We start from the raw sequence: 19,941 nt of genomic DNA, 5'->3' as shown, positions 1-19,941 counted from the left end.
TAGAGGGCCTTGGGCCAATTCGTTAAAAAAACCGTCGCATTTTAGCACCGACAATGACGGATGGGAAAACCATGGCGCTGCCACGAGCCAAAGTAGGGGGAACAAAGCACCGGTCCGCCCCCTTGCCACCTGATGTTTGAAGGGGATCGCAAAACAAAATCCCCGTTTCCTATTTGCTATGCAAAGTGTTGGAGAGCTGCCTCCTCCGGCCGATATTCAAATAACGCTCACCAACAAGGAAGAGACGATGCAGTTCCGTTCTATCCAGAATCGCATTCTGGTGATGGCCGGGATCGCCATGACCGCCGCCCTGGTCATCCTGATCCTGCTCAACCAGTACTCGGGTCAACAGACCCAAAAGCTGACCATCAGCTCCAGCCGCGCCGCCCTGCAGCAGGAGGCCTGGCAGAAGGTCAGCGCCAACGCCCGTGCCGAGGCCGCCACCATCACCCAGCTGCTGCAAAAGGGGCTCTCCTATACCCAGCAGATGGCCAGCGCCCTCGCCCTGCAGCAGGAGGGCAAGCTGCCGCTGGATCGCCAGCAGGCCACCGACCTGCTCAAGGCCCAGCTCGCCCTCGAACCCCAGCTCTACGGTGCCTTCGCCGGCTTCGAGCCCAACGGCTTCGACGGCCAGGACGCCAGCTTTGCCGGCCAGACGGCGCTGGGCAGCGACAGCAAGGGGCGCTTCGTCCCCTACTTCTATCGTGACAAGGATCAGATCGGCACCGATTTGCTGCTCTCCATCGAGAAGAGCGATCCGGATGAGTTTGGCAATCCGGCCAACGACTACTACGCCTGCCCGAAACGGGAGGGGCGCTCCTGCCTCATCGACCCCTTCAAGGTGGACATCAACGGCCAGCAGGTGCTGGTGAGCACCATCACCACCCCCATCATGGTGGGCGGCCAGTTCAAGGGGATAGCCGCCCTCGATCTGGCGGTGGACTCCATCAGCCGTCAGGCCCAGTCCCTCAACAGCAACATCTATGACGGCAAGGGCGAGACCCTGATCGTCAGCGCCGCCGGCGTCATCACCGGCACCAGCAGGGATGCCAGCCTGCTCGGCAGTCGCGCCGACAAGCTGCTCGGCAACGGCTGGCAGCAGTACCTCAAACCCGAGGTACAGCGCGAGGAGCTCGACGATGCGTTTCGCATCTCGGTACCCATCGCGGTGCCGGGTATGAGCCGCAACTGGGCCATCATCGTCACCCTGCCCTACAAGGTGGTGCTGGCCGGTGCCGATCAGCTGGAAGCCCAGCTGGGCGACATGAACCGGGCCGCCATGACCCAGCAACTGGTGGGTGCCGTCGTGGTGCTGGTGCTGGCGCTGGCCACCATGCTGGTCATTGCCCGCAGCATCACAGGCCCCATCCGCCAAATGGTGAGCCTGGTGGATGACATCGCCGATGGCGAGGGAGATCTCACCAAGCGGCTCAATACCCAGTCCCAGGATGAATTGGGGGATTTGGCCAAGGGCATCAACCGCTTCATCGACAAGCTACAGGTGCTGCTGGGGGATGTGCTCAAGACCGCCAGCGAGGTCAACCGTCACGCCGGCGACACCGACCGCATCGCCGGCCAAACCGACAACAACCTGCAGCACCACCAGGCGGAGATGGAACAGATGCTGACTGCGGTGCAGGAGATGTCCTACGTCAGCCAGGAGGTTGCGACCCACGCCAACAACACCGCCGACTCAGCCAAACAGGCCCAGGGCGCGGCGGATCAGGGCAAGGTGCGCTTCCAGCAGGTGATCCAGTCGATGCACAAGGTGGCCGCCGAAGCCGGCAAGGGCGCCGAGGTGGTGGAAGGGCTGGCTCACGACAGCGAGCAGATCACCAGCATCCTCACCGTCATTCAGGGCATTGCCGATCAGACCAACCTGCTGGCGCTCAACGCAGCCATCGAGGCGGCCCGGGCCGGCGAGCAGGGCCGCGGCTTTGCGGTGGTGGCCGACGAGGTGCGCAAGCTGGCGGGCAACACCCAGCAGGCGGTACAGAATACCCAGGAGCTGATCGAGAAGATCCGCCACAGCTCGGCCAACGCGGTCAACGCCATCAACCAGAGCCAGCAGCTGACCCATCAGGCGGTAGGGGAAGCAGATCTGGCAGAAGAGGCGCTCGGCAGCATCTATCAGGCCATCTCCACCATCAACGACATGACCTACCAGATCGCCTCCGCCGCCGAGGAGCAGAGCTCGGTCTCCGAGACCGTCTCCGGCAATCTGTCAAAAACCAACGCACTGGCCAACGACATCGCCCAGGATGCCACCGAGACGGCCAAAGCCAGCCAGGCATTGCGTCAGGCGGCCGAGCGTTTACAGCAATTGTTGGGACAATTTCGTCTCAGCTGATAATTTTCACGGTCAGGACTCTCCCCCTCGGGGGCGAGTCCGTTTACCATAGGCACGAATTTGCCTGATGGCAGGCAATGTAGTGAGAGGTAAATGCCGTGCCCACCCCGGACCGTCGCCCCCGTGGCCACAACAGACGAGCCCAGCAGCGTCGCCAAGACGAATCACAAGGATCCCTGCTCCATCGTATCAATGCCGCTACCCTGCCCCTGCGCCAACGCATCGGCCAGGGCATGAGCGGACTTGGCCAACGCGGCCAGGAACCCAGGACTGGCAAGTTCAAACTGGCCAGCCCGCTGCCCCGCAAGCACACCATAGGGCTGCTGATCCTGATCCCGCTCTGGCTGCTGGTACTGGCCTGGGAACCCGCCCCGACCGAACCCAAGGCGGCGCCGTCCGGTTCGCTGACGGTGCCCATCGCCGTACCGGCCCAGGCCCTCACCGTGGGCAACGGCGCCAGCGGCAATGCCCCCGCCGCGGCCAAACCGGTGGAAGAGAAGGTCAACGGCACCTGGCTGCAACACGATGTGCAGGCCGGTGAAACCCTCTACTCCATCTTCCGCAAGTTCGAGCTGCCAGGTGCCGAGCTGAGCCGCCTCATTGCCATCGAAGGGCCGGATCGCCCACTGACCCGCCTGCAGTCCGGTCGCGCCATCTTCATCCTGGTGGACGACACCCGCCGCATCCAGCGGGTCGAGATCCGCTCCTACGGTCAGGCCATCTATCGCTACGACCGACAGGGCGAAGGATTCGCCCTCAAGGAGTGATGAAACGGGAGGCCTGGCGCCTCCCGTTTTTTTGACCGGCTCCCGTGAAACAAGCTACTGACTTCACAATATTTTTAGCTTGCTCAAAAAATGAAAAGTGCCAAATTGACAAGGGATCGTGCTCACGTACAATCGTTTGTGCTTTAGACAGGGATTGTGCTACATGCTACTGGGACAAATTGACGTGGTCAGTCATGCTTCAACCCCTGCTTTCTAGGCAAATGCTGCCCAACCAGGCTTAGTTTCATTTTGTTATAGATAGGACTTACCACATGTCTGACATTCGCACCGGCCAAGTAAAATGGTTCAACGAGACCAAGGGTTTTGGCTTCATCGAGCAATCCCAGGGACCGGACGTTTTCGTTCACTTCTCCTCCATCCAGAGCGCCGGTTTCAAGACCCTGGCTGAAGGTCAAAAAGTACAGTTCACTGTGACCCAGGGCAAAAAAGGTCCTCAGGCTGAGAACGTTACCGTTATCTAAGCCAGCGCCAGTGAGCCGGTAGGAGGAGCCATCGCCCCTCCTATTTTTTTGCCTGCCATTTCCCCTTCCCCGCCACGATCATCAACCTGCCCGCAGCAGCAACAGCCCTTCCCGCCCTTGTGTACGACACGAGTACAGCAAACATGGATCTGATCTGGCTGAACGCCGGATACGACAAATCATCGCAGCGCGATGTAATGGGCAATTCAAATGGATGGTGAGGACTTCTAAGAGAGATTGGAGCGGGAAACGAGACTCGAACTCGCGACCCCAGCCTTGGCAAGCGCGGATCATGCTCTACCAACTGAATGTGGCAGTGATTGTATTGAGCAACTGGATTCGTGAACTTGGGGGAGAGAGATTGAATTTGAAGAGAGATTGGAGCGGGAAACGAGACTCGAACTCGCGACCCCGACCTTGGCAAGGTCGTGCTCTACCAACTGAGCTATTCCCGCAACAGGATGTCATTTGCAAGTGATTGGAGCGGGAAACGAGACTCGAACTCGCGACCCCGACCTTGGCAAGGTCGTGCTCTACCAACTGAGCTATTCCCGCAACGGAATGTCACTTACACATATCTACTAGAAACTGTTTGGAGCGGGAAACGAGACTCGAACTCGCGACCCCGACCTTGGCAAGGTCGTGCTCTACCAACTGAGCTATTCCCGCAACAGAATGTCATCTGCAAGTGATTGGAGCGGGAAACGAGACTCGAACTCGCGACCCCGACCTTGGCAAGGTCGTGCTCTACCAACTGAGCTATTCCCGCATCGGAATACCACTTACAAATTTTTGGAGCGGGAAACGAGACTCGAACTCGCGACCCCGACCTTGGCAAGGTCGTGCTCTACCAACTGAGCTATTCCCGCAACATTAGGTTGTCTTGAGGCTGGCTGATGATTGGAGCGGGAAACGAGACTCGAACTCGCGACCCCGACCTTGGCAAGGTCGTGCTCTACCAACTGAGCTATTCCCGCATCGGGCTGGTTTGCACCAGTGTCATCATCAGATTTTGGAGCGGGAAACGAGACTCGAACTCGCGACCCCGACCTTGGCAAGGTCGTGCTCTACCAACTGAGCTATTCCCGCAACTACCTTAAAACAGGCCGTACAGCATTTGGTTGCTTGCGCTACTGTACGGGAGCCGAATTATAAGAGCAGTCATTCCAATTGCAAGGGCTTTTTTGTCTGGTTGCGCGCGTTCGCTCAAAAGCTGGTCGAACTGTCGATTTTAGCAACCAGAGCGGGGCAATCCCTTGCCTGGGCGTCAGATCTTGAAGACGTGGCTGCGGTAAAACTGCAGTTCGGCAATGGATTCGCGGATGTCGTCCAGCGCCTGGTGGGTACCGCTCTTCTTGAACTGATCCAGCAGCTCCGGCTGCCAGCGGCGTACCAGCTCCTTGATGGTGCTGACATCGACGTTGCGATAGTGGAAGAAGGCTTCCAGATCGCTCATGTGCTTGACCATGAAGCGGCGATCCTGGCCGATGCTGTTGCCGCACAGCGGGCTGGTGCGCTCCGGCACCCACTGGCGAATGAAGTCGAGGGTCTCGGCGACGGCTTTCGCCTCGTCGTGCTGGCTCGCCTTGACCCGGGCCACCAGACCGCTCTTGGTGTGGGTGTTGACGTTCCAGTCGTCCATCTTGGCCAGCTCTTCGTCGCTCTGGTGAATGGCGATAACCGGCCCTTCGGCCAGCACGTTCAGGTCCTTGTCGGTGACGATGGTGGCAATCTCCAGTACCACGTTTTCCTCAGGGTCAAGGCCCGTCATCTCCATGTCGATCCATACCAGGTTCTGCGCGCTGACTGTCATGATTGCTCTCTCTATTGGGAGGAATGGCGGAATTTTGCCAATTTGCATGTATCATACTGGCTTTGGATCTGTTCATAAACTGGCGAATCGAGTGGCAAAGAAAGCAAAACTCAATCTGGGTCAACAAAGGCGCGTCCAGGCCAACCGCGAGCGTCGGCTGCAAAAAGAGCACACCACAGAGGTGGATGACACCCTGTTCGGGCCGGCCATCGAAGGGGTGGTGATCAGCCGTTTTGGTCAGCATGCAGACGTCGAGGCTAGCGATGGCACCATCCACCGCAGCAACCTGCGGCGTAGCAGCATCAGCAGCCTGGTGTGCGGCGACAAGGTGGTATGGCGTCCCGGCCTCAATGCCGCGACCGCCGGCGTCATCGAGGCGGTGCACCCGCGTCACTCGGTGCTGACCCGGCCGGATTTCTACGACGGGGTCAAACCCATCGCCGCCAACATCGACCAGATCATCATCGTCTCGGCGGTGATGCCCGAGTTCTCCACCAACATCGTCGACCGCTATCTGGTGGCCGCCGAGGATGTGGAGATCCGCCCCCTCATCGTGCTGAACAAGGTCGACATGCTCGATGATGCCGCCCGCGCCCGCATCGAGCGCCAGCTCGAAACCTACCGCAAGCTCAATTACGAGGTGCTGCTGGTGAGCTGCGAGAGCGGCGAAGGGCTCGATGAGCTGAAAGCCGCCCTGACCGACAAGATCAGCATCTTCGTCGGCCAGTCCGGGGTCGGCAAGTCGTCACTGACCAACGCCCTGATGCCGGGGCTGGATGTGCTCACCGGCGAGATCTCCGAGAACTCGGGGCTCGGCCAGCACACCACCACCACGGCGCGGCTCTACCACTTCCCGAGCGGCGGCGATCTCATCGACTCCCCCGGGATCCGCGAGTTCGCCCTCTGGCATCTGGAGGCCGACCGTATCACCTGGTGCTTCGTCGAGTTCCGCGATTATCTGGGCGGTTGCAAGTTCCGCGACTGTACCCACAAGGACGATCCCGGCTGCGCCCTGCGCGCCGCGGTCGAAGCGGGCGCCATCAGCGCCGATCGCTTCCACAACTATCACCGCATCCTGGAAACCATGCAGGAAGCCCGTCACGGTCGCCAACAGGCACGCCTGTGACCCTGTTTAACCTACGTTGATGATGAACATGAGCATTACTGACAACCTGAAAATTGCCGGTCAATACTGTCTGCCCAAACACGCCCTCTCCCGCCTGGTGGGCAAGCTTGCCGCCGCCGAAGCGGGCAACCTCACCACCAGGGTGATCGAGGCCTTTATCAAGCAGTACCAGGTCGACATGAGCGAGGCGCTGCACGAGAGCCCTGCCCACTACAAGAGCTTCAACGAGTTCTTCACCCGCGAACTCAAGCCCGGTATTCGCCCCCTGGTGGAAGACGCCATGACCCTGGCCCTGCCGGTGGATGGCACCGTCAGCCAGCTCGGTCCGATCCAGCAGGGCCGCATCATCCAGGCCAAGGGCCACGACTACAGCGCCCGCGAGCTGCTGGGCGGTTATGAGGATCTGGTGGCGCCGTTCAAGGATGGCGACTTCGCCACCATCTACCTGGCACCCAAGGATTATCACCGCATCCACATGCCGCTGGACGGCGTGCTGGAGAGCATGGTGTTCGTGCCAGGGGATCTCTTCTCCGTCAACCCGCTCACCGCCGAGAACGTGCCCAACCTGTTTGCCCGCAACGAGCGGGTGGTGGCCACCTTCCGCACCCCGCACGGCCCCATGGCGCTGGTGCTGGTCGGTGCCACCATCGTGGCCAGCATCGAGACCATCTGGGCCGGCAACATAGCGCCGACCAAAGAGAAGAAGGTGGTGCGCTGGGACTACACAGGCGACGAGGCCATCACCCTGCAAAAAGGCGCCGAGATGGGGCTGTTCAAGCTGGGCAGTACCGTGGTCTGCCTGTTTGGTCCGGGCATGCTGGCCGGTTTCGAGCCCCATCTGGCCAACGGGGTCACCACCCGCATGGGTCAGCCCTTTGCCAAGCTGGCGGAGCAGGCATGAGCGATCAGCCCGTCTCTTCCCAGAAGAACAACCCGCTGCACGGGCTGACGCTGGAAGCCATCGTCACCGCCCTGGTCGAACACTACGGCTGGGAGAAACTGGGGCAGGAGATCAATATCCGCTGCTTTACCCAGGATCCCAGCATCAAATCCAGCCTGAAATTCTTGCGAAAAACTCCCTGGGCGCGGGAAAAGGTCGAGAGCCTCTATCTGTACGTCCAGCGCAAGCAGGCCAAAGCAAAGGAATAACGCCATGGCGTTCAAGATTACCTACACCTACGGCAAGAAAACCAAAGAGATCGGCTACGCCAACGACAAGTTCAACAGCATCTACGATGCCATTGCCGCTGCCGAAGGGATCAACCTGACCAGCTTCCACGCCATGGAGGAGCAGCTGGCCCAGGTATGCCGGCGCGACAAGAAGAGCGTGAAGGATTACCGAGAGAACTACTTCAAGGAGCTGGGCTTCTCCAACATCGTCATCGAGCGGGATGCCAAGGAGTAACCATGCGTACCTTGACCCTGATGGCTGCCTCCCTGCTGCTGGCGGCCTGCAGTACCCCGGAACAACACCTGGTCGGCAATGATCAGGATGTCCACGGCTGCCGAGCCAGCGCCGGCTATCAGTGGTCGGCGCTGACCAGGCAGTGCGTGCGGCTGTTCGAGCAGGGCATCCGGCTCAATCCGACCGATGCCGGCCAGACCAGCAGCGCCTTCGTGCTGTTCAACGCCGATCAGAGCCAGGCCGAGCTGACCCTGCCGAGCGGCGAGCAACACCTGCTCACCCGCCAAGGCGCAGAAGGCAACTGGTCGTGGCAAGGCAGCGGCTACACCCTCTTCCCGTGGAAGGGGTATGTGCTCAAAGCCGGCGAGCAGACGCTGTTTCACGGCGACGTCGCCCGCTGAGTCACCCGACTCTATCCAGCCCCCGGCCCTGCCGGGGGTTGTTTTTGCGGCTATCAACAGCGGCCCGCATGCCCCTTCCACCAGGCCGGAAACAAAAAACCCCGTTGCAGGCAACGGGGTTTTTGCTGGCACTCGGCGCAACCTTAGTTGGCGAGGGTGGAGAACAGGCTCTGCTCCAGGCTGCCGCGGGAGACGCACACCGGGGTGATGGAAGGAGCCGGTACCCGCTCACCGGAGGACTCGACGAAGTAGAGCTGGGTGTTGCCCTTGACGTTGACGGTGGCCACGCTGTTGTTGCCGCTCTGGGTGATGATCAGGTTGATCTGCAGGTTGGGGTTGCCCAGTGCGACCTTGGAGCCCATGGTACCGCAATCCAGCCACTCCAGACCGTCGGCCGAATTCTCGACGTTGGCGGTCATCAGGCCGGAGCCACGCTGGCTGTTTTCGATGTTAAGGCCATGATCGCCAAACCACTTCTCGGCGCGGGCCCACACCAGATCCACCGGGATCTGCATCTCCTGGGTGTTGTTGGTCGCCTTGGCTACCGGCGGGGTATAGCGGTACTGCTCGCCGCCATTGTTGTCGCTGGCACAACCGGCCATCAACAGGGCCAGTGCTACTCCCACTATCTTTTTCATGCTGCTTCTCTCATCCATATAATCCGGCCCTCGGCCGACCGGCGGCTATTATGGCGGCAGCGACACAGACTGTCAGCAGGGATCGGCAGAAATGAGTCAGCCTTAACCCAAGCTTTACAAAACCAGCCTGCTATCATAGATTTGCTCGAAATTTCCCCCGTGAGTGTCTGTGTGAACTCCTTGCTCACCCTGCCCCTGCTGCAGCAGATCATCGACCAGCTACCCATGAATATCTTCTGCCGGGATACGGATGGGCGCTACCTGTTTGCCAACCGTGCCTTCACGGAGCAGGCGGGGCTGCCGTTGCCGGCGGATCTCGTCGGCAAGACGGACGCCGACATGCCCTGGGGTGACATCTTTCGGGAAGAGGATCTGCGCCTGCTGGCGGAGGGCAAACCCCTGCTCTATCAGCAGTTGCACTGCAGCAACGGCGACGCCACCAGCTGGATGGAGATCCACAAGATCCCGCTCTACGACGAGCAGGGCAAGCCGGTGGCCCTGTTCGGCATGGTCAACGAGATAGATCAGCGCAAGGAGCTGGAGCAGACCTTTCGCCAGCAACAGCTGCTGCAACGCCGCCTGCTGGACGCCATCCCGGATCCGATCCGGCTGGAAGACCATCAGGGGCTGTTGATCGACTGCAACCAGGCCTTTCTCGACTTCATGGGGATGGCGGCCAGCGAGGCCCTCGGCCAGCGGGTGGCCCACCGTCTCTCTACCGAGCTGCCGATGGGACGGGGTGAATACTGCCTGGTGGATGCCAACGGCCAGGGCCGCCATCTGGAGGTGACCCGGGTCGAGGTGCCGGACGACGAGGGCAACTCCCTCGGCATCCTCACCCTGAGCCGCGACATCACCGGGCTGCGCACCACCCAGGCCCAGTTGCAGCAGGAGCAGCACTACGACAGCCTGACCGGCCTGCTCAAGCTCTCCCACTTTCTGCAGACCAGCCGTCACCTCGGCGCCCGCAAGGCGAGCCTGGTGCTGGTCGACCTGCAACACTTTCGCGAGATCAACGACCGCTTCGGCATCCGGGTCGCAGACCGCCTGCTCAGCCAGGTGGCCCGTCGCCTGCAGCAGCTGGCTCCGCCCCAGTCGCTGGTGTGCCGGGTCGCCGCCGACGACTTTGCCATGCTGCTGCCCGAACTGAACGAGCCGCTGGCCAACTGGAGCAGCCGTTTGCAGGGGGCGCTGATGGTCCCCTACCAGGTGGAAGAGCACAGGATCCAGATCCCGGTGTTCCTCGGCATCGCCCACGGCAAGGCCAACGATGCCGAACGGCTGCTGAGCCACGCCGAGGCCGCCTTGGCCCAGGGCAAACGCCAACAGCAGCACTGCACCCTGTTCGACCCCGAACTCGATGCCAAGCTCAAGCGTCGCCAGCTCATCGCGGCCCAGTTGCCGCTCGCCATCAAGTCCGGCCAGCTGACCGCCGTCTACCAGCCCATCATCAGCACCCGCACCAGCCAGCTGCACGGGGCCGAGCTGCTCTGCCGCTGGCCCCATCCCGAGCTAGGCATGATCTCGCCTGACGAGTTCATCCCGCTGGCGGAAGAGCTGGGACTCATCGGCCTGCTCGGCTGCCACATGCTGGAGCAGGGCTGCGCCCAGCTGGCCCGCTGGCAGGCCGATGCGCCGGATCTGGTGCTCTCCATCAACCTGTCGCCGCTGCAATTTCGCGATCCCGAGCTCTGCCCGCAGATCTTCGCCTGCATCGAGCGTCACGGCCTCGCCCCCTGGCAGCTGGAGCTGGAGATCACCGAAGGGGTGCTGATGGAGAACGCCGACGAGATAGAGAGCAACCTGGCCTGCCTGATCGAGGCGGGCTTTCAACTCGCCATCGACGACTTCGGCACCGGCTACTGCAGTCTGGCCTACCTGCCACGGCTGCAGGTGGCGACCCTCAAGCTCGACAAAAGCTTCACGCAGGAGCTGGTCACCAACCAGGCCACCACCGCCATCGTGCGCTCCGTCATCGGGCTGGGCCACGAGCTCGGCATCAAGATCACCGCCGAAGGGGTGGAGACGCAAGAGCAGCAGGCGTGGCTGGTGCAGGCCGGCTGCGACCGGTTGCAGGGCTACCTGTTCAGCCGCCCGCTACCCCCCGCCGAGTTTGCCCGCTGCTACCAGTTGCCACAGGCGTGATGCTCACAACAACAAGGCCACCCGAGGGTGGCCTTGTTGTTTTTGCAAAGCGTGCGTGAGCTGGCGCCTTACTCCTGGAAGTAGGTGCCCCAGCCGTCGTAGTCCACGCCGTATTTTTCGAGGATGGGCAGCATGGTGGCGATATCCGCCACTATGGTCTCGATGTCCAGCTTGCACTCGACGGTGGCGTCGAAGCAGAAGATGGTGGCGCCGTCATCCAGCTCCATCTCTTCGGCATCGGTCACTTCGAAACCGGCCTTGAACAGGTCGACCGCCGCCTTCTCCAGCAGATCGAAATCCTGGCAGGCAAAGTGGTGCTCAATCTCGTACTCCAAATCCGGGTTGCTGCCATCGGCCAGCAACTCGTTGACGATGGCGGTGGTCTCTTCGCGCCACTCTTGCATATCAAGACTCATATTAACCCCAGATGCGACTGTGTTGTGATCAAATGCTTGCGCGGACGGTGCCATCTCGGCCATCTGCCGCCCCGCAGGCCCGGTTGCGGCAAAGCATACTCGCACAGCCCATCCGGCTCAATGCGGCAGACCAAGATAAGCCGTCGTCGGCAGCCACCCCAAATGGGGTGCCATCACAAAAGGTTAATAAAGGGTAATCTGCCGCCAAAACAGGATTGCTCCATATGGAGCTTTGCACGGATGTGTCAAAACCACGCGACAGCGCCAGCAAGCCGTTTGAAATCAGCAGGATCCACCAGCAGCGCGACGGTGACAAGGCCATCCACGGAGTGTATCAAGGGACGCGGGCAATCCATCGCCCGTACGGAAAGAGGAGCCAGTGAGGCTCCCTTTTTATCATGTGAAGGAGCACATAGATAATGCCTAAAAAAACAATAATGAGCCTGCTTGTCGGCTCAACCCTTATGATTGGAAACCACGCCATGGCCGCCCCGGTCCACGGTCCGTTCGATGCCCCCCTGGCCGATGAGGTGAAGGTGCTGGAGATGCTCAAGAAGAGCGGCCGCATCCCGACCCTGGCCTCCCCCGAGCAGGAGCAGGCGGCCCTCGCCAGCTACTATCGCGAGAAGTCGCGGGCCTATCAGGGCAACAGCGGTACCTTGGCGGTGAAAGAGGGCAAGGTGCGGGAGACCATCCTCAAGAAGATCCGCCTCAACGGCACCGCCCGTCCCGGCGATCGGGTGCCTACCCTGCTGCTCAAGTCTATCGAGCGGGAGCACTACCAGGGCAAGATGCGCAAGGACAAGATCCTCGCCATCCTGGTGGACTTCCCCGACTACCCGAAGAACAGCATCCGCCCCGAGCTCACCAAGATGTACTACCCGGATTACACCCCGGAGCACTACAACGACCTGCTGTTCTCGTCCAAGGGCTATGCCGGCCCGAACGGCGAGCAGTTCATCTCCATGCGCCAGTTCTACGAGCAGCAGTCAGGCAAGAGCTACAGCGTGCGCGGCCAGGTGGCGGGCTGGTATACCGCCAGCAAGAACGCCGCCTACTACGGCGCCAATGCCACCCCGAACACCATCCGGGAGCTGGTGAAGGAGGCGTTGATCCAGGTGGCGGGCGACCCCTCCATCGATCTGTCCGAGTTTGACCAGGAGGATCGCTACGATCTCAACGGCAACGGCAACCGGGACGAGCCGGACGGCCTCATCGACCACCTGATGATCTTCCACTCCAGCGTCGGCGAGGAGGCCGGTGGCGGCGATCTCGGCGAAGACGCCATCTGGGCGCACCGCTGGAACCTGGGTGCCCCCTACCCCATCCCGGGCACCAGCAGCCCGAGCCAGAACTTCGGTGGCAAGTTTGCCGCCTACGACTACACCATCCAGCCCATCGATGCGGCGGCCGGGGTCTGTGCCCACGAATATGGCCACGATCTGGGGCTGCCGGACGAGTACGACACCAAGTACACCGGCAAGGGGGAACCGGTGGCGACCTGGTCCATCATGTCCTCAGGCTCCTGGGCCGGGGTCATCGGCGGCACCGAGCCGACCGGGTTCTCCGCCTGGGCCAAGGAGTTCCTGCAGGCCTCCCTCGGCGGCAACTGGCTGCACGGCAGCAATGTGCAGCTCGCCGATCTCAGCCCGCGCGGCAACGTCTACATGCTGGATCAGGCCAACGACAAGGGACGCAACGACGACGTGGTGCGCATCAACCTGCCGGCCAAGCAGATCCCCCTCAACCCGCCCTACGCCGGCCAGTACGAGTACCACGGCGGCAAGGGCAACAACCTCGACAACCGCATGAGCCTCAAGCTGGATCTGAGCGGCAAACAGAGCGCCAGCCTCAACTTCAAGGCCTGGTATCAGATTGAAGAGGGGTACGACTACGCCAGGGTGCTGGTCAACGGCCAGCCCATCGCGGGCAACCTGACCACCAGTGACGATCCCAACGGGGTCGGCTTCGGGGTCGGCATCACCGGCAACTCCAACGGCTGGACCGATGCCGAGTTCGACCTCACCCCCTGGGCCGGTCAGCAGGTCACTCTGACCCTGCAATACCTGAGCGACGGCGGCGTGGCCGAGAACGGGCTGTTCGTGGACGAGCTGCAGATCCTCGCCGATGGCGACACCCTGCTGAGAGACGGTGCCGAGGGCAACTCCCCCTTCACCCTGGCCGGCTTCGTGAAGAGCGACGGCAACGAGGCCAAGGATCACTACTACCTGGCCGAGTGGCGCAACCATGCGGGAGTGGACAAGGGGCTGGCCCACATCAATGTGGCCGACCAGCTGATGCGCTACGAGCCGGGCATGCTGCTCTGGTACGTGGACAACAGCCAGGTCAACAACTGGGTGGGAGTCCACCCGGGTGAGGGCTTCCTCGGGGTGGTGGATGCGGATCAGCGCACCCTCAAGTGGAGCGACGGCGCCGTGGCCGGTACCCGCTACCAGATCCACGACGCCACCTTCAGCCTGGGCTTCCAGCAGCCGCTCAACCTCAAGCACCCGAGCGGCTCCCTGCTGCGCGACTTCTGGATCACCCCGAACCGGGTGTTCAAGGATTCCCGCAGCTACCAGAGCAAGGAGATCCCGGATGCCGGTCGCCTGCTGCCCGAATACGGGCTCAAGATCAGCGTCACCGGTCAGGCCCGTGACATGAGTACCGGGCGGATCATCGTCAGCCGCCACTGAGCACGATAACCATGACAAGGGGCCCTAGGGCCCCTTTTTTCATCTGCCGACCCGCCGCCCAGGATGAAAACAGGCCAAACCGCCCAACAAACACCCTGATTGCTCACTTGTCGAGCGAACAATGCGACTATCTGCGCCATGCGGTTGACACATCCGTTCAGAAAGGGTTTAATGCGCGCCGTTGCCCAGATAGCTCAGTCGGTAGAGCAGGGGATTGAAAATCCCCGTGTCGGCGGTTCGATTCCGTCTCTGGGCACCACAATTCCTCCTTAGTTCAGTCGGTAGAACGGCGGACTGTTAATCCGTATGTCACTGGTTCAAGTCCAGTAGGAGGAGCCAAATTTGAAAAGCCCGCTCATCGAGCGGGCTTTTTTCATTCCGGTCAGCTGCCGTTGCAGGTTGCCAGCAGCAGGGTCGCGCCGCAGGTGGCACTGAACAGCAACAAGCCGGTCTGCAGCAAACCCTCCGGGTTCACCCGTTTCTCTTTTTTGCGCAATCGTCTCCACCCAGGCTTCATCGCGCCCACCTCATCCTGTTACGACCCCTGCCCCGTCGGCAGGCGAGCCATCTTTGTGCAGCCGGCCCGCCACCGTCAACTCCCTTGCCGACAATAAATTCATCACCCTGCAGCCCCCGTTTTCACTTGACGACAATGTTAACAATTTGGAAAACCGGCGTGACCCGCTCCTGCGCCAGGGCTATGATGAGGCCGACGATTTTCCTACCTTCAGGGAGACCCCAGATGAGCAGCCCGTTGCGTTACGTGCTGGACGGCATCCATTGCGAGCCCCGCTTCTTCACCGTGCCCCTCGACCACCAGCGACCGGATGAGGAGGAGACCCTCACCCTGTTCGGCCGCACCCTCTGCCGCCAGGACAGGCTGCATGACGATCTGCCCTGGCTGCTGTTCCTGCAGGGCGGGCCCGGCTTTGGCGCCCCGCGCCCGACCGCCGCCAGCGGCTGGATCAAGCGGGCCCTGCAGGAGTTTCGGGTGCTGCTGCTCGATCAGCGTGGCACCGGTCACTCCAGCCCCATCAGTGCCGATGCGCTGGCCCAGCTCACTGGCCGGCAGCAGGCGGAGTACCTCGGCCATTTTCGCGCCGACAGCATAGTGCGCGACGCCGAGTACGTTCGCGAAGTGCTGAGCCCGGGTCGCCCCTGGAGCCTGCTCGGCCAGAGCTTCGGCGGCTTTTGCAGCCTCACCTACCTCTCCCTGTTCCCAGGCAGCCTGCACGAGGTCTACCTCACCGGCGGGGTGGCCCCCATCGGTCGCAGCGCAGACGAGGTCTACCGCGCCACCTACCAGCGGGTGGCGGACAAGAACCGCGCCTTCTTCGCCCGCTTCCCCCATGCCCAGGCCATCGCCAACCGGCTGGCCAACCACCTGCACAGTCACGAGGTGCGCCTGCCCAACGGCCAGCGCCTGACGGTGGAGCAGTTGCAGCAGCAGGGGCTGGATCTGGGTGCCAGCGGCGCCTTCGAGGAGCTCTACTACCTGCTGGAGGACGCCTTCATCGGCGAGCGGCTCAACCCCGCCTTCCTCTATCAGCTGCAGGCGATGCAGCCGTTCAACACCAACCCGGTGTTCGCCATCCTGCACGAGTCCATCTATTGCGAAGGGAGCGCCAGCAACTGGGCGGCCGAGCGGGTCAGGGGCGAGTTCCCGGCCCTGGCCTGGGCGCCGGGCAAGGATTTCGCCTTCACCGGCGAGATGATCTTCCCCTGGATGTTCGAGCAGTTCCGCGAGCTCATCCCGCTGAAGGAAGCCGCTCACCTGCTGGCCAAGAAGGCGGACTGGGGCCCCCTCTACGACCCGGTGCAGCTGGCCCGCAACCAAGTGCCGGTGGCTTGCGCCGTCTATGCCGAGGACATGTACGTGGAGTTCGACTACAGCCGCGACACCCTCAAGGGGCTTGGCAACAGCCGCGCCTGGATCACCAACGAGTACGAGCACAACGGTCTACGGGTCGATGGTGAGCAGATCCTGGACCGACTCATCCGCATGAATCGGGATCGCTGATCCCGCCGGGCTCGCGCCCACAGCAAGACGACAATATCGAGGGCGGCCCATGAGCCGCCCCGCCCCCTGGAAGCAGCACAAAATAATAAGGACACCCATTGGATCATCCGGAAATATCGGCCGGCTGGCTGAGCCGCCTCTTCTATCACTGGACCGGCCCGTTGCAACGCAAGGGGCTGACCGAGCCCCAGGTCAACCTCGACGATCTCTATCCCCTGTTGCCGGAAGACAGGCGCGATGGCCGTGCCGACGCCTTCCTCGCGCTCACCGCCGCCCAGCCGGTGCGCCCCTGGCCCATCACCGCCTTTATCTGGCGCCAGTATCGCGGCCGCATCGGCCTGCTTACCCTGCTGCAGCTGCTTGGCATGCTGGCCACCCTGGCCAGCCCCTGGCTGCTCAACCACAGCATGACCCAGCTTGGCACCGGCGCTGACACCGGCCACAAGCTGTTGCTGGCCCTGGCCCTGTTCGCCTCCGTGCTCGCCTCCGGCATGCTGGCGGAGCACTCGCTGCAGCTGGCGCTCAAGATGCACGTGCCCATCCGCCGCCTGCTGGCCGAGTCCCTGCTCGCCAAGGTGATGAAGCTGGGCGGCAAGAGCTTCGATGACCGGGCCGGTGGCCGGGTGCAGAACCTGATCAACCGAGACGTGTGGGACATTACCTGGATTCTGGCAGACCCCGCCATGCCGCTCACCATGCTGCTGCAACTGCTCGGCACCATCGCCCTGCTGGTGTGGCAGGTGGGCAGCGCCGGCCTGGTGGGCTTTGCAGTGCTCACCCTGCTGTTGCTCATCTCCACCCGGGTGGTGCGGCGTATGAACCAGCAGGAACAGCAGCTCAAGCGCCAGCAGGACGAGCGCAACGGCATCCTGGCAGAGTACATCAAGAAGCTGCGGCTGGTACGCCAGAACGGGCTCGGCGCCTTCTTCACCGGGGCCGCCGGCCACAAGCGCCAGCAGGAGCTGGGGGTGCTGGGACGAGTGCTCCGGCTCGATGCCATCAACGAGAGCCTGATGCTGAGCACCCCGCTGCTGGTGACCCTGGCCACCTTCACCACCTATCTGGTGTCGGGCAGGGAGCTCACCCTGCCCCAGGTGTTCACCACCATCGCCCTGTTCACCGTGCTGCGCATCCCCATGATGCGGCTGCCCTATCTCATCCGCACCCTGATCAACTTCAACACCGGCTTCAACCGGCTGTGCGAGTTCCTCAACAGCCCCGAGCAGCATCGGGATCTCACCGACTCAAGCTTGCCGGTGGGGGCCCTGCAGCTCGACAACGTCACCGCCTTGCACCAGCAAAAAACCGTGCTGCAGGGAGCCAGCCTGTTTATCCAGCCGGGGGAACTGGTGGGGATCACCGGCGCCACCGGGGCGGGCAAGAGCTGCCTGCTGCACCTGGTCGCCGGCTTTGACGACAGCTTCGAGGGCTGCATCCGCCGCCACGGCCGGGTCGCCCATCTGGGCCACAAGCCCTGGCTGATGAACGACACCATCCGCAACAACATCCTGTTTGGCCAGCCCTGGCACGCCGAGCGCTATCGCTGGGTGCTGGGGGCCTGTGCGCTGGGCGCCGACCTCGAACTGCTCAGCCACGGCGATCAGACCCTGGTGGGCGAGCTCGGCACCCGCCTCTCCGGCGGCCAGCAGCAGCGAGTCGCCCTGGCCCGCGCCCTCTACGCCCGGGCCGACATCCTGCTGCTGGACAACCCCCTCTCGGCGCTCGACCCCATCGTCTCGGCCCAGGTGCTGGAGCGGGGGCTCGCCTTCAAGCCGGGGCCGACCCGGCTCCTGGTCAGCCACGACCCGGACGTGCTGGCTCACTGCGATCGGGTGATCCGCATCGAGCAGGGTGAACTGGTGGAGCTCGATGCCCACCAGCTGGCGGATCTTATCCAGCATCCCCAGCCCACCCCGCCGGTGCCGCCCCAAGAGGCGGAGCAGTTCAGCGAGGAGAAGGTGGTGGAGGGCAAGGTGGACTGGGGGCTGTTCGGTTTCATGTGGCAGCGCCTGGCCGCGCCCGGCGCCATCCTGCTCGCCCTGCTGCTCACCCTGGGTCAGGAGGGGCTGCGCATCGCCTCGGATCTCTGGCTCGGCGGCAAGGCCGGGGTGACCGAGGTGAGCGAGCTGCTCGGCATCTATGTGCTGCTGGGAGCAGGCTCCCTCACCTGCATCATGGTGGTGCGGGTTATCAACTACAAACTCGGCCTCAAGCTGGCCTGGACCCTGTTTGACGGCATGCTGGGGCGCATCAGCCGCGCCCCCATGGCCTTCTTCGACAAGGTGCCGCAGGGGCGCATCCTCAACCGCTTCGACCGGGATCTGGGGGAAGCCCAGGAGATCCTGCTGTCGATGCTGATGGGGCTGTTCGGCATGCTGGTGTCGGTGGCGCTGCAGGTGGTGGTGATCGGCATCAACATGCCGCTGTTGTTGCTCATCGCCCCCCTGGTGGGCTGGGCCCTCTACGTGCTGCAGCGCCGCTACCGGGCGGTGCAGCTCAAGCTGCGGCGGCAGGCATCGGTGCTGCGCTCGCCGCTCTACATCAGCATCAGCGAGACCATCCGTGGCGCCCCCGCCCTGCGCCTGGCCGGGGCCGAGCGCTTCGCGCTGGATCAGGTTCTGCTGCACTATGACAACAACCTGCGCAGCTGGTACACCACCACCTCCATCAACCGCTGGCTCGGCATGCACCAGACCCTGCTCTCCGCCGCTCTGGTGGGCGCCGTGGCGCTGATGGTGGCCTTTGGCAACAGCTCGCTGCTGGGGGCCGTGGCCATCACCTACGCCTTTACCGCCTCGGCCATGCTCAACTCCCTCATTCGCACCTTCGCCGAGGTGGAGCAGGTGATGAACGCGGTGGAGCGGGTGCGCGAATACAGCGAAATAGAGAGCGAGCGCCAGGAGGGGGAGGCCCTCGCCACCCCTCACCCCAAGGTGCGCTTCGACAACCTGGGGCTGCGCTACCCCCAGGCCAGCCAGTGGGCGCTGCACAAGGTCAACTTCGAGCTGGCCCCCGGCGAGAAGGTGGGCGTGTGCGGCCGTACCGGCGCCGGCAAGAGCTCGCTGCTGGGGGTGCTGCAGGCCATGTATCCCGCCACCCAGGGGGAGATCTACTACGGCGAGCAGCCGCTCTCCCGGCTGGCCCCGGAGGCGGTGCGCGATCTCTACGACACCGTCTCCCAGATCCCGCTCACCTTCTTCGGTACCCTGCGGGCCAACCTGGCGCCCCTGACCGAGCATGACGACGCGGCACTGGAGCAGGCGCTGGCCCGGGTGGGGCTGGCCGAGCGCTGCGCCGGCCGGCTGGACGAGGAGCTCGATAAGCTGCAGCTCTCCGCCGGCGAGACCCAGTTGCTGGTGATCGCCCGCATCCTGCTGTCGCGCCGCCCGCTCATCGTGCTGGACGAGGCCACCTCGGATCTCGACCACGGCGGCATGCGCAAGATGGCGGAGCTGCTCTATCGCTACCGGCCGGAGGCCAGCTACCTGGTGATCGCTCACCATCTGGAGCCGCTGCTGTCGGTGGACAAGGTGGTGGTGATGGAGGCCGGCACAGTAGTGGAACAGGGCTCGCCGGTCAGCCTGCTGGCCAACTCCCACTCCCGCTTCCATCAGCTGTTCGTGGGTCAGGTGAACCGCCAGGTGCCCCAGACGGCCTGAGCACCAAAAATGACAAGGGCTGC

General features: G+C 62.8%; 15 protein-coding genes and 9 tRNA genes. 14 read left to right on the top strand and 10 right to left on the bottom strand.

Annotated elements, in window-relative coordinates:
- Window positions 1-247: 247 nt before the first annotated feature.
- The 3 genes from BN1143_RS13775 (at window position 248) to BN1143_RS13765 (ending at window position 3,599) form a co-directional block, all read left to right on the top strand.
- Window positions 248-2,350 carry a methyl-accepting chemotaxis protein gene (locus BN1143_RS13775; protein ID WP_042051022.1) on the top strand — a complete coding sequence of 701 codons (2,103 nt, stop codon included), beginning with the start codon at window positions 248-250 and terminating at the stop codon, window positions 2,348-2,350.
- A gap of 98 nt (window positions 2,351-2,448) precedes the next feature.
- A complete protein-coding gene (locus tag BN1143_RS13770; RefSeq protein WP_005297821.1) occupies window positions 2,449-3,117 on the top strand; it encodes a LysM-like peptidoglycan-binding domain-containing protein in 669 nt (222 codons plus the stop codon).
- 272 nt (window positions 3,118-3,389) lie between these two features.
- The gene (locus BN1143_RS13765) at window positions 3,390-3,599 is read left to right on the top strand and encodes a cold-shock protein (protein WP_005297820.1); all 210 of its coding nucleotides are present in this window, start codon (window positions 3,390-3,392) and stop codon (window positions 3,597-3,599) included.
- Between the two features lie 379 nt (window positions 3,600-3,978).
- On the opposite strand, the gene BN1143_RS13760 is transcribed toward BN1143_RS13765, so the two are convergent.
- From BN1143_RS13760 to orn, 8 genes are all read right to left on the bottom strand, one after another.
- A tRNA-Gly gene (locus tag BN1143_RS13760) sits at window positions 3,979-4,054 on the bottom strand.
- A 24-nt stretch (window positions 4,055-4,078) separates the two neighbouring features.
- Window positions 4,079-4,154 (bottom strand) — tRNA-Gly (locus BN1143_RS13755).
- Window positions 4,155-4,192: 38 nt separating this feature from the next.
- Window positions 4,193-4,268, bottom strand: a tRNA-Gly gene (locus tag BN1143_RS13750).
- 24 nt (window positions 4,269-4,292) lie between these two features.
- Window positions 4,293-4,368: transfer RNA gene (locus tag BN1143_RS13745), tRNA-Gly, on the bottom strand.
- A 24-nt stretch (window positions 4,369-4,392) separates the two neighbouring features.
- Window positions 4,393-4,468 (bottom strand) — tRNA-Gly (locus BN1143_RS13740).
- A 32-nt stretch (window positions 4,469-4,500) separates the two neighbouring features.
- A tRNA-Gly gene (locus BN1143_RS13735) sits at window positions 4,501-4,576 on the bottom strand.
- 36 nt (window positions 4,577-4,612) lie between these two features.
- Window positions 4,613-4,688 (bottom strand) — tRNA-Gly (locus BN1143_RS13730).
- A 178-nt stretch (window positions 4,689-4,866) separates the two neighbouring features.
- Window positions 4,867-5,412: an oligoribonuclease gene (orn, locus tag BN1143_RS13725; RefSeq protein ID WP_010633010.1), complete on the bottom strand. Its 546-nt coding sequence runs from the start codon at window positions 5,410-5,412 to the stop codon at window positions 4,867-4,869.
- A 91-nt stretch (window positions 5,413-5,503) separates the two neighbouring features.
- Between orn and rsgA the strand changes: the two genes are divergently transcribed.
- From rsgA to BN1143_RS13700, 5 genes are read left to right on the top strand one after another with little or no spacing between them, the layout of a single operon-like run.
- Window positions 5,504-6,538 (top strand): small ribosomal subunit biogenesis GTPase RsgA, encoded by a 1,035-nt coding sequence (gene rsgA / locus BN1143_RS13720; protein WP_041202860.1) that lies wholly within the window; start codon window positions 5,504-5,506, stop codon window positions 6,536-6,538.
- Window positions 6,539-6,566: 28 nt separating this feature from the next.
- The gene (asd, locus tag BN1143_RS13715; protein ID WP_017763974.1) at window positions 6,567-7,439 is read left to right on the top strand and encodes an archaetidylserine decarboxylase; all 873 of its coding nucleotides are present in this window, start codon (window positions 6,567-6,569) and stop codon (window positions 7,437-7,439) included.
- Entirely contained in the window at window positions 7,436-7,687 is a 252-nt protein-coding gene (locus BN1143_RS13710; protein WP_017763973.1) for a VF530 family protein, read from the top strand. The genes asd and BN1143_RS13710 overlap by 4 nt, the downstream gene beginning before the upstream one ends.
- A 4-nt stretch (window positions 7,688-7,691) precedes the next feature.
- Window positions 7,692-7,943, top strand: coding sequence for a DUF2960 domain-containing protein (locus BN1143_RS13705; RefSeq protein ID WP_005297812.1), 252 nt, complete (start codon window positions 7,692-7,694; stop codon window positions 7,941-7,943).
- Window positions 7,944-7,945: 2 nt separating this feature from the next.
- Window positions 7,946-8,344, top strand: coding sequence for a hypothetical protein (locus BN1143_RS13700; protein ID WP_017788341.1), 399 nt, complete (start codon window positions 7,946-7,948; stop codon window positions 8,342-8,344).
- Between the two features lie 143 nt (window positions 8,345-8,487).
- Here the strand turns inward: BN1143_RS13700 and BN1143_RS13695 are convergent, their stop codons facing one another.
- Window positions 8,488-8,982 carry a hypothetical protein gene (locus BN1143_RS13695; RefSeq protein WP_010633004.1) on the bottom strand — a complete coding sequence of 165 codons (495 nt, stop codon included), beginning with the start codon at window positions 8,980-8,982 and terminating at the stop codon, window positions 8,488-8,490.
- Between the two features lie 171 nt (window positions 8,983-9,153).
- Between BN1143_RS13695 and BN1143_RS13690 the strand changes: the two genes are divergently transcribed.
- On the top strand, window positions 9,154-11,127 hold the full coding sequence (locus tag BN1143_RS13690) for a putative bifunctional diguanylate cyclase/phosphodiesterase (RefSeq protein ID WP_005297806.1): 1,974 nt from the start codon (window positions 9,154-9,156) through the stop codon (window positions 11,125-11,127).
- Window positions 11,128-11,195: 68 nt separating this feature from the next.
- On the opposite strand, the gene rraB is transcribed toward BN1143_RS13690, so the two are convergent.
- Window positions 11,196-11,543: a ribonuclease E inhibitor RraB gene (gene rraB / locus BN1143_RS13685; RefSeq protein ID WP_080628938.1), complete on the bottom strand. Its 348-nt coding sequence runs from the start codon at window positions 11,541-11,543 to the stop codon at window positions 11,196-11,198.
- 482 nt (window positions 11,544-12,025) lie between these two features.
- Between rraB and BN1143_RS13680 the strand changes: the two genes are divergently transcribed.
- The 5 genes from BN1143_RS13680 to BN1143_RS13660 all read left to right on the top strand — a co-directional run bounded on the left by BN1143_RS13680 (window position 12,026) and on the right by BN1143_RS13660 (window position 19,918).
- Window positions 12,026-14,239 (top strand): immune inhibitor A domain-containing protein, encoded by a 2,214-nt coding sequence (locus BN1143_RS13680; protein WP_231570629.1) that lies wholly within the window; start codon window positions 12,026-12,028, stop codon window positions 14,237-14,239.
- 183 nt (window positions 14,240-14,422) lie between these two features.
- A tRNA-Phe gene (locus tag BN1143_RS13675) sits at window positions 14,423-14,498 on the top strand.
- 4 nt (window positions 14,499-14,502) lie between these two features.
- Window positions 14,503-14,578: transfer RNA gene (locus BN1143_RS13670), tRNA-Asn, on the top strand.
- A 403-nt stretch (window positions 14,579-14,981) separates the two neighbouring features.
- The gene (locus BN1143_RS13665; protein WP_042051019.1) at window positions 14,982-16,259 is read left to right on the top strand and encodes an alpha/beta hydrolase; all 1,278 of its coding nucleotides are present in this window, start codon (window positions 14,982-14,984) and stop codon (window positions 16,257-16,259) included.
- Window positions 16,260-16,357: 98 nt separating this feature from the next.
- Entirely contained in the window at window positions 16,358-19,918 is a 3,561-nt protein-coding gene (locus BN1143_RS13660) for an ATP-binding cassette domain-containing protein (protein WP_042051018.1), read from the top strand.
- Window positions 19,919-19,941: the final 23 nt, after the last annotated feature.

It is taken from the genome of Aeromonas dhakensis, from assembly GCF_000820305.1.
GTDB classification, from domain to species: Bacteria; Pseudomonadota; Gammaproteobacteria; order Enterobacterales; family Aeromonadaceae; genus Aeromonas; species Aeromonas dhakensis.
Note: the sequence above shows the minus strand (reverse complement) of the source record. Positions and strands in the feature narration are given on the sequence as shown.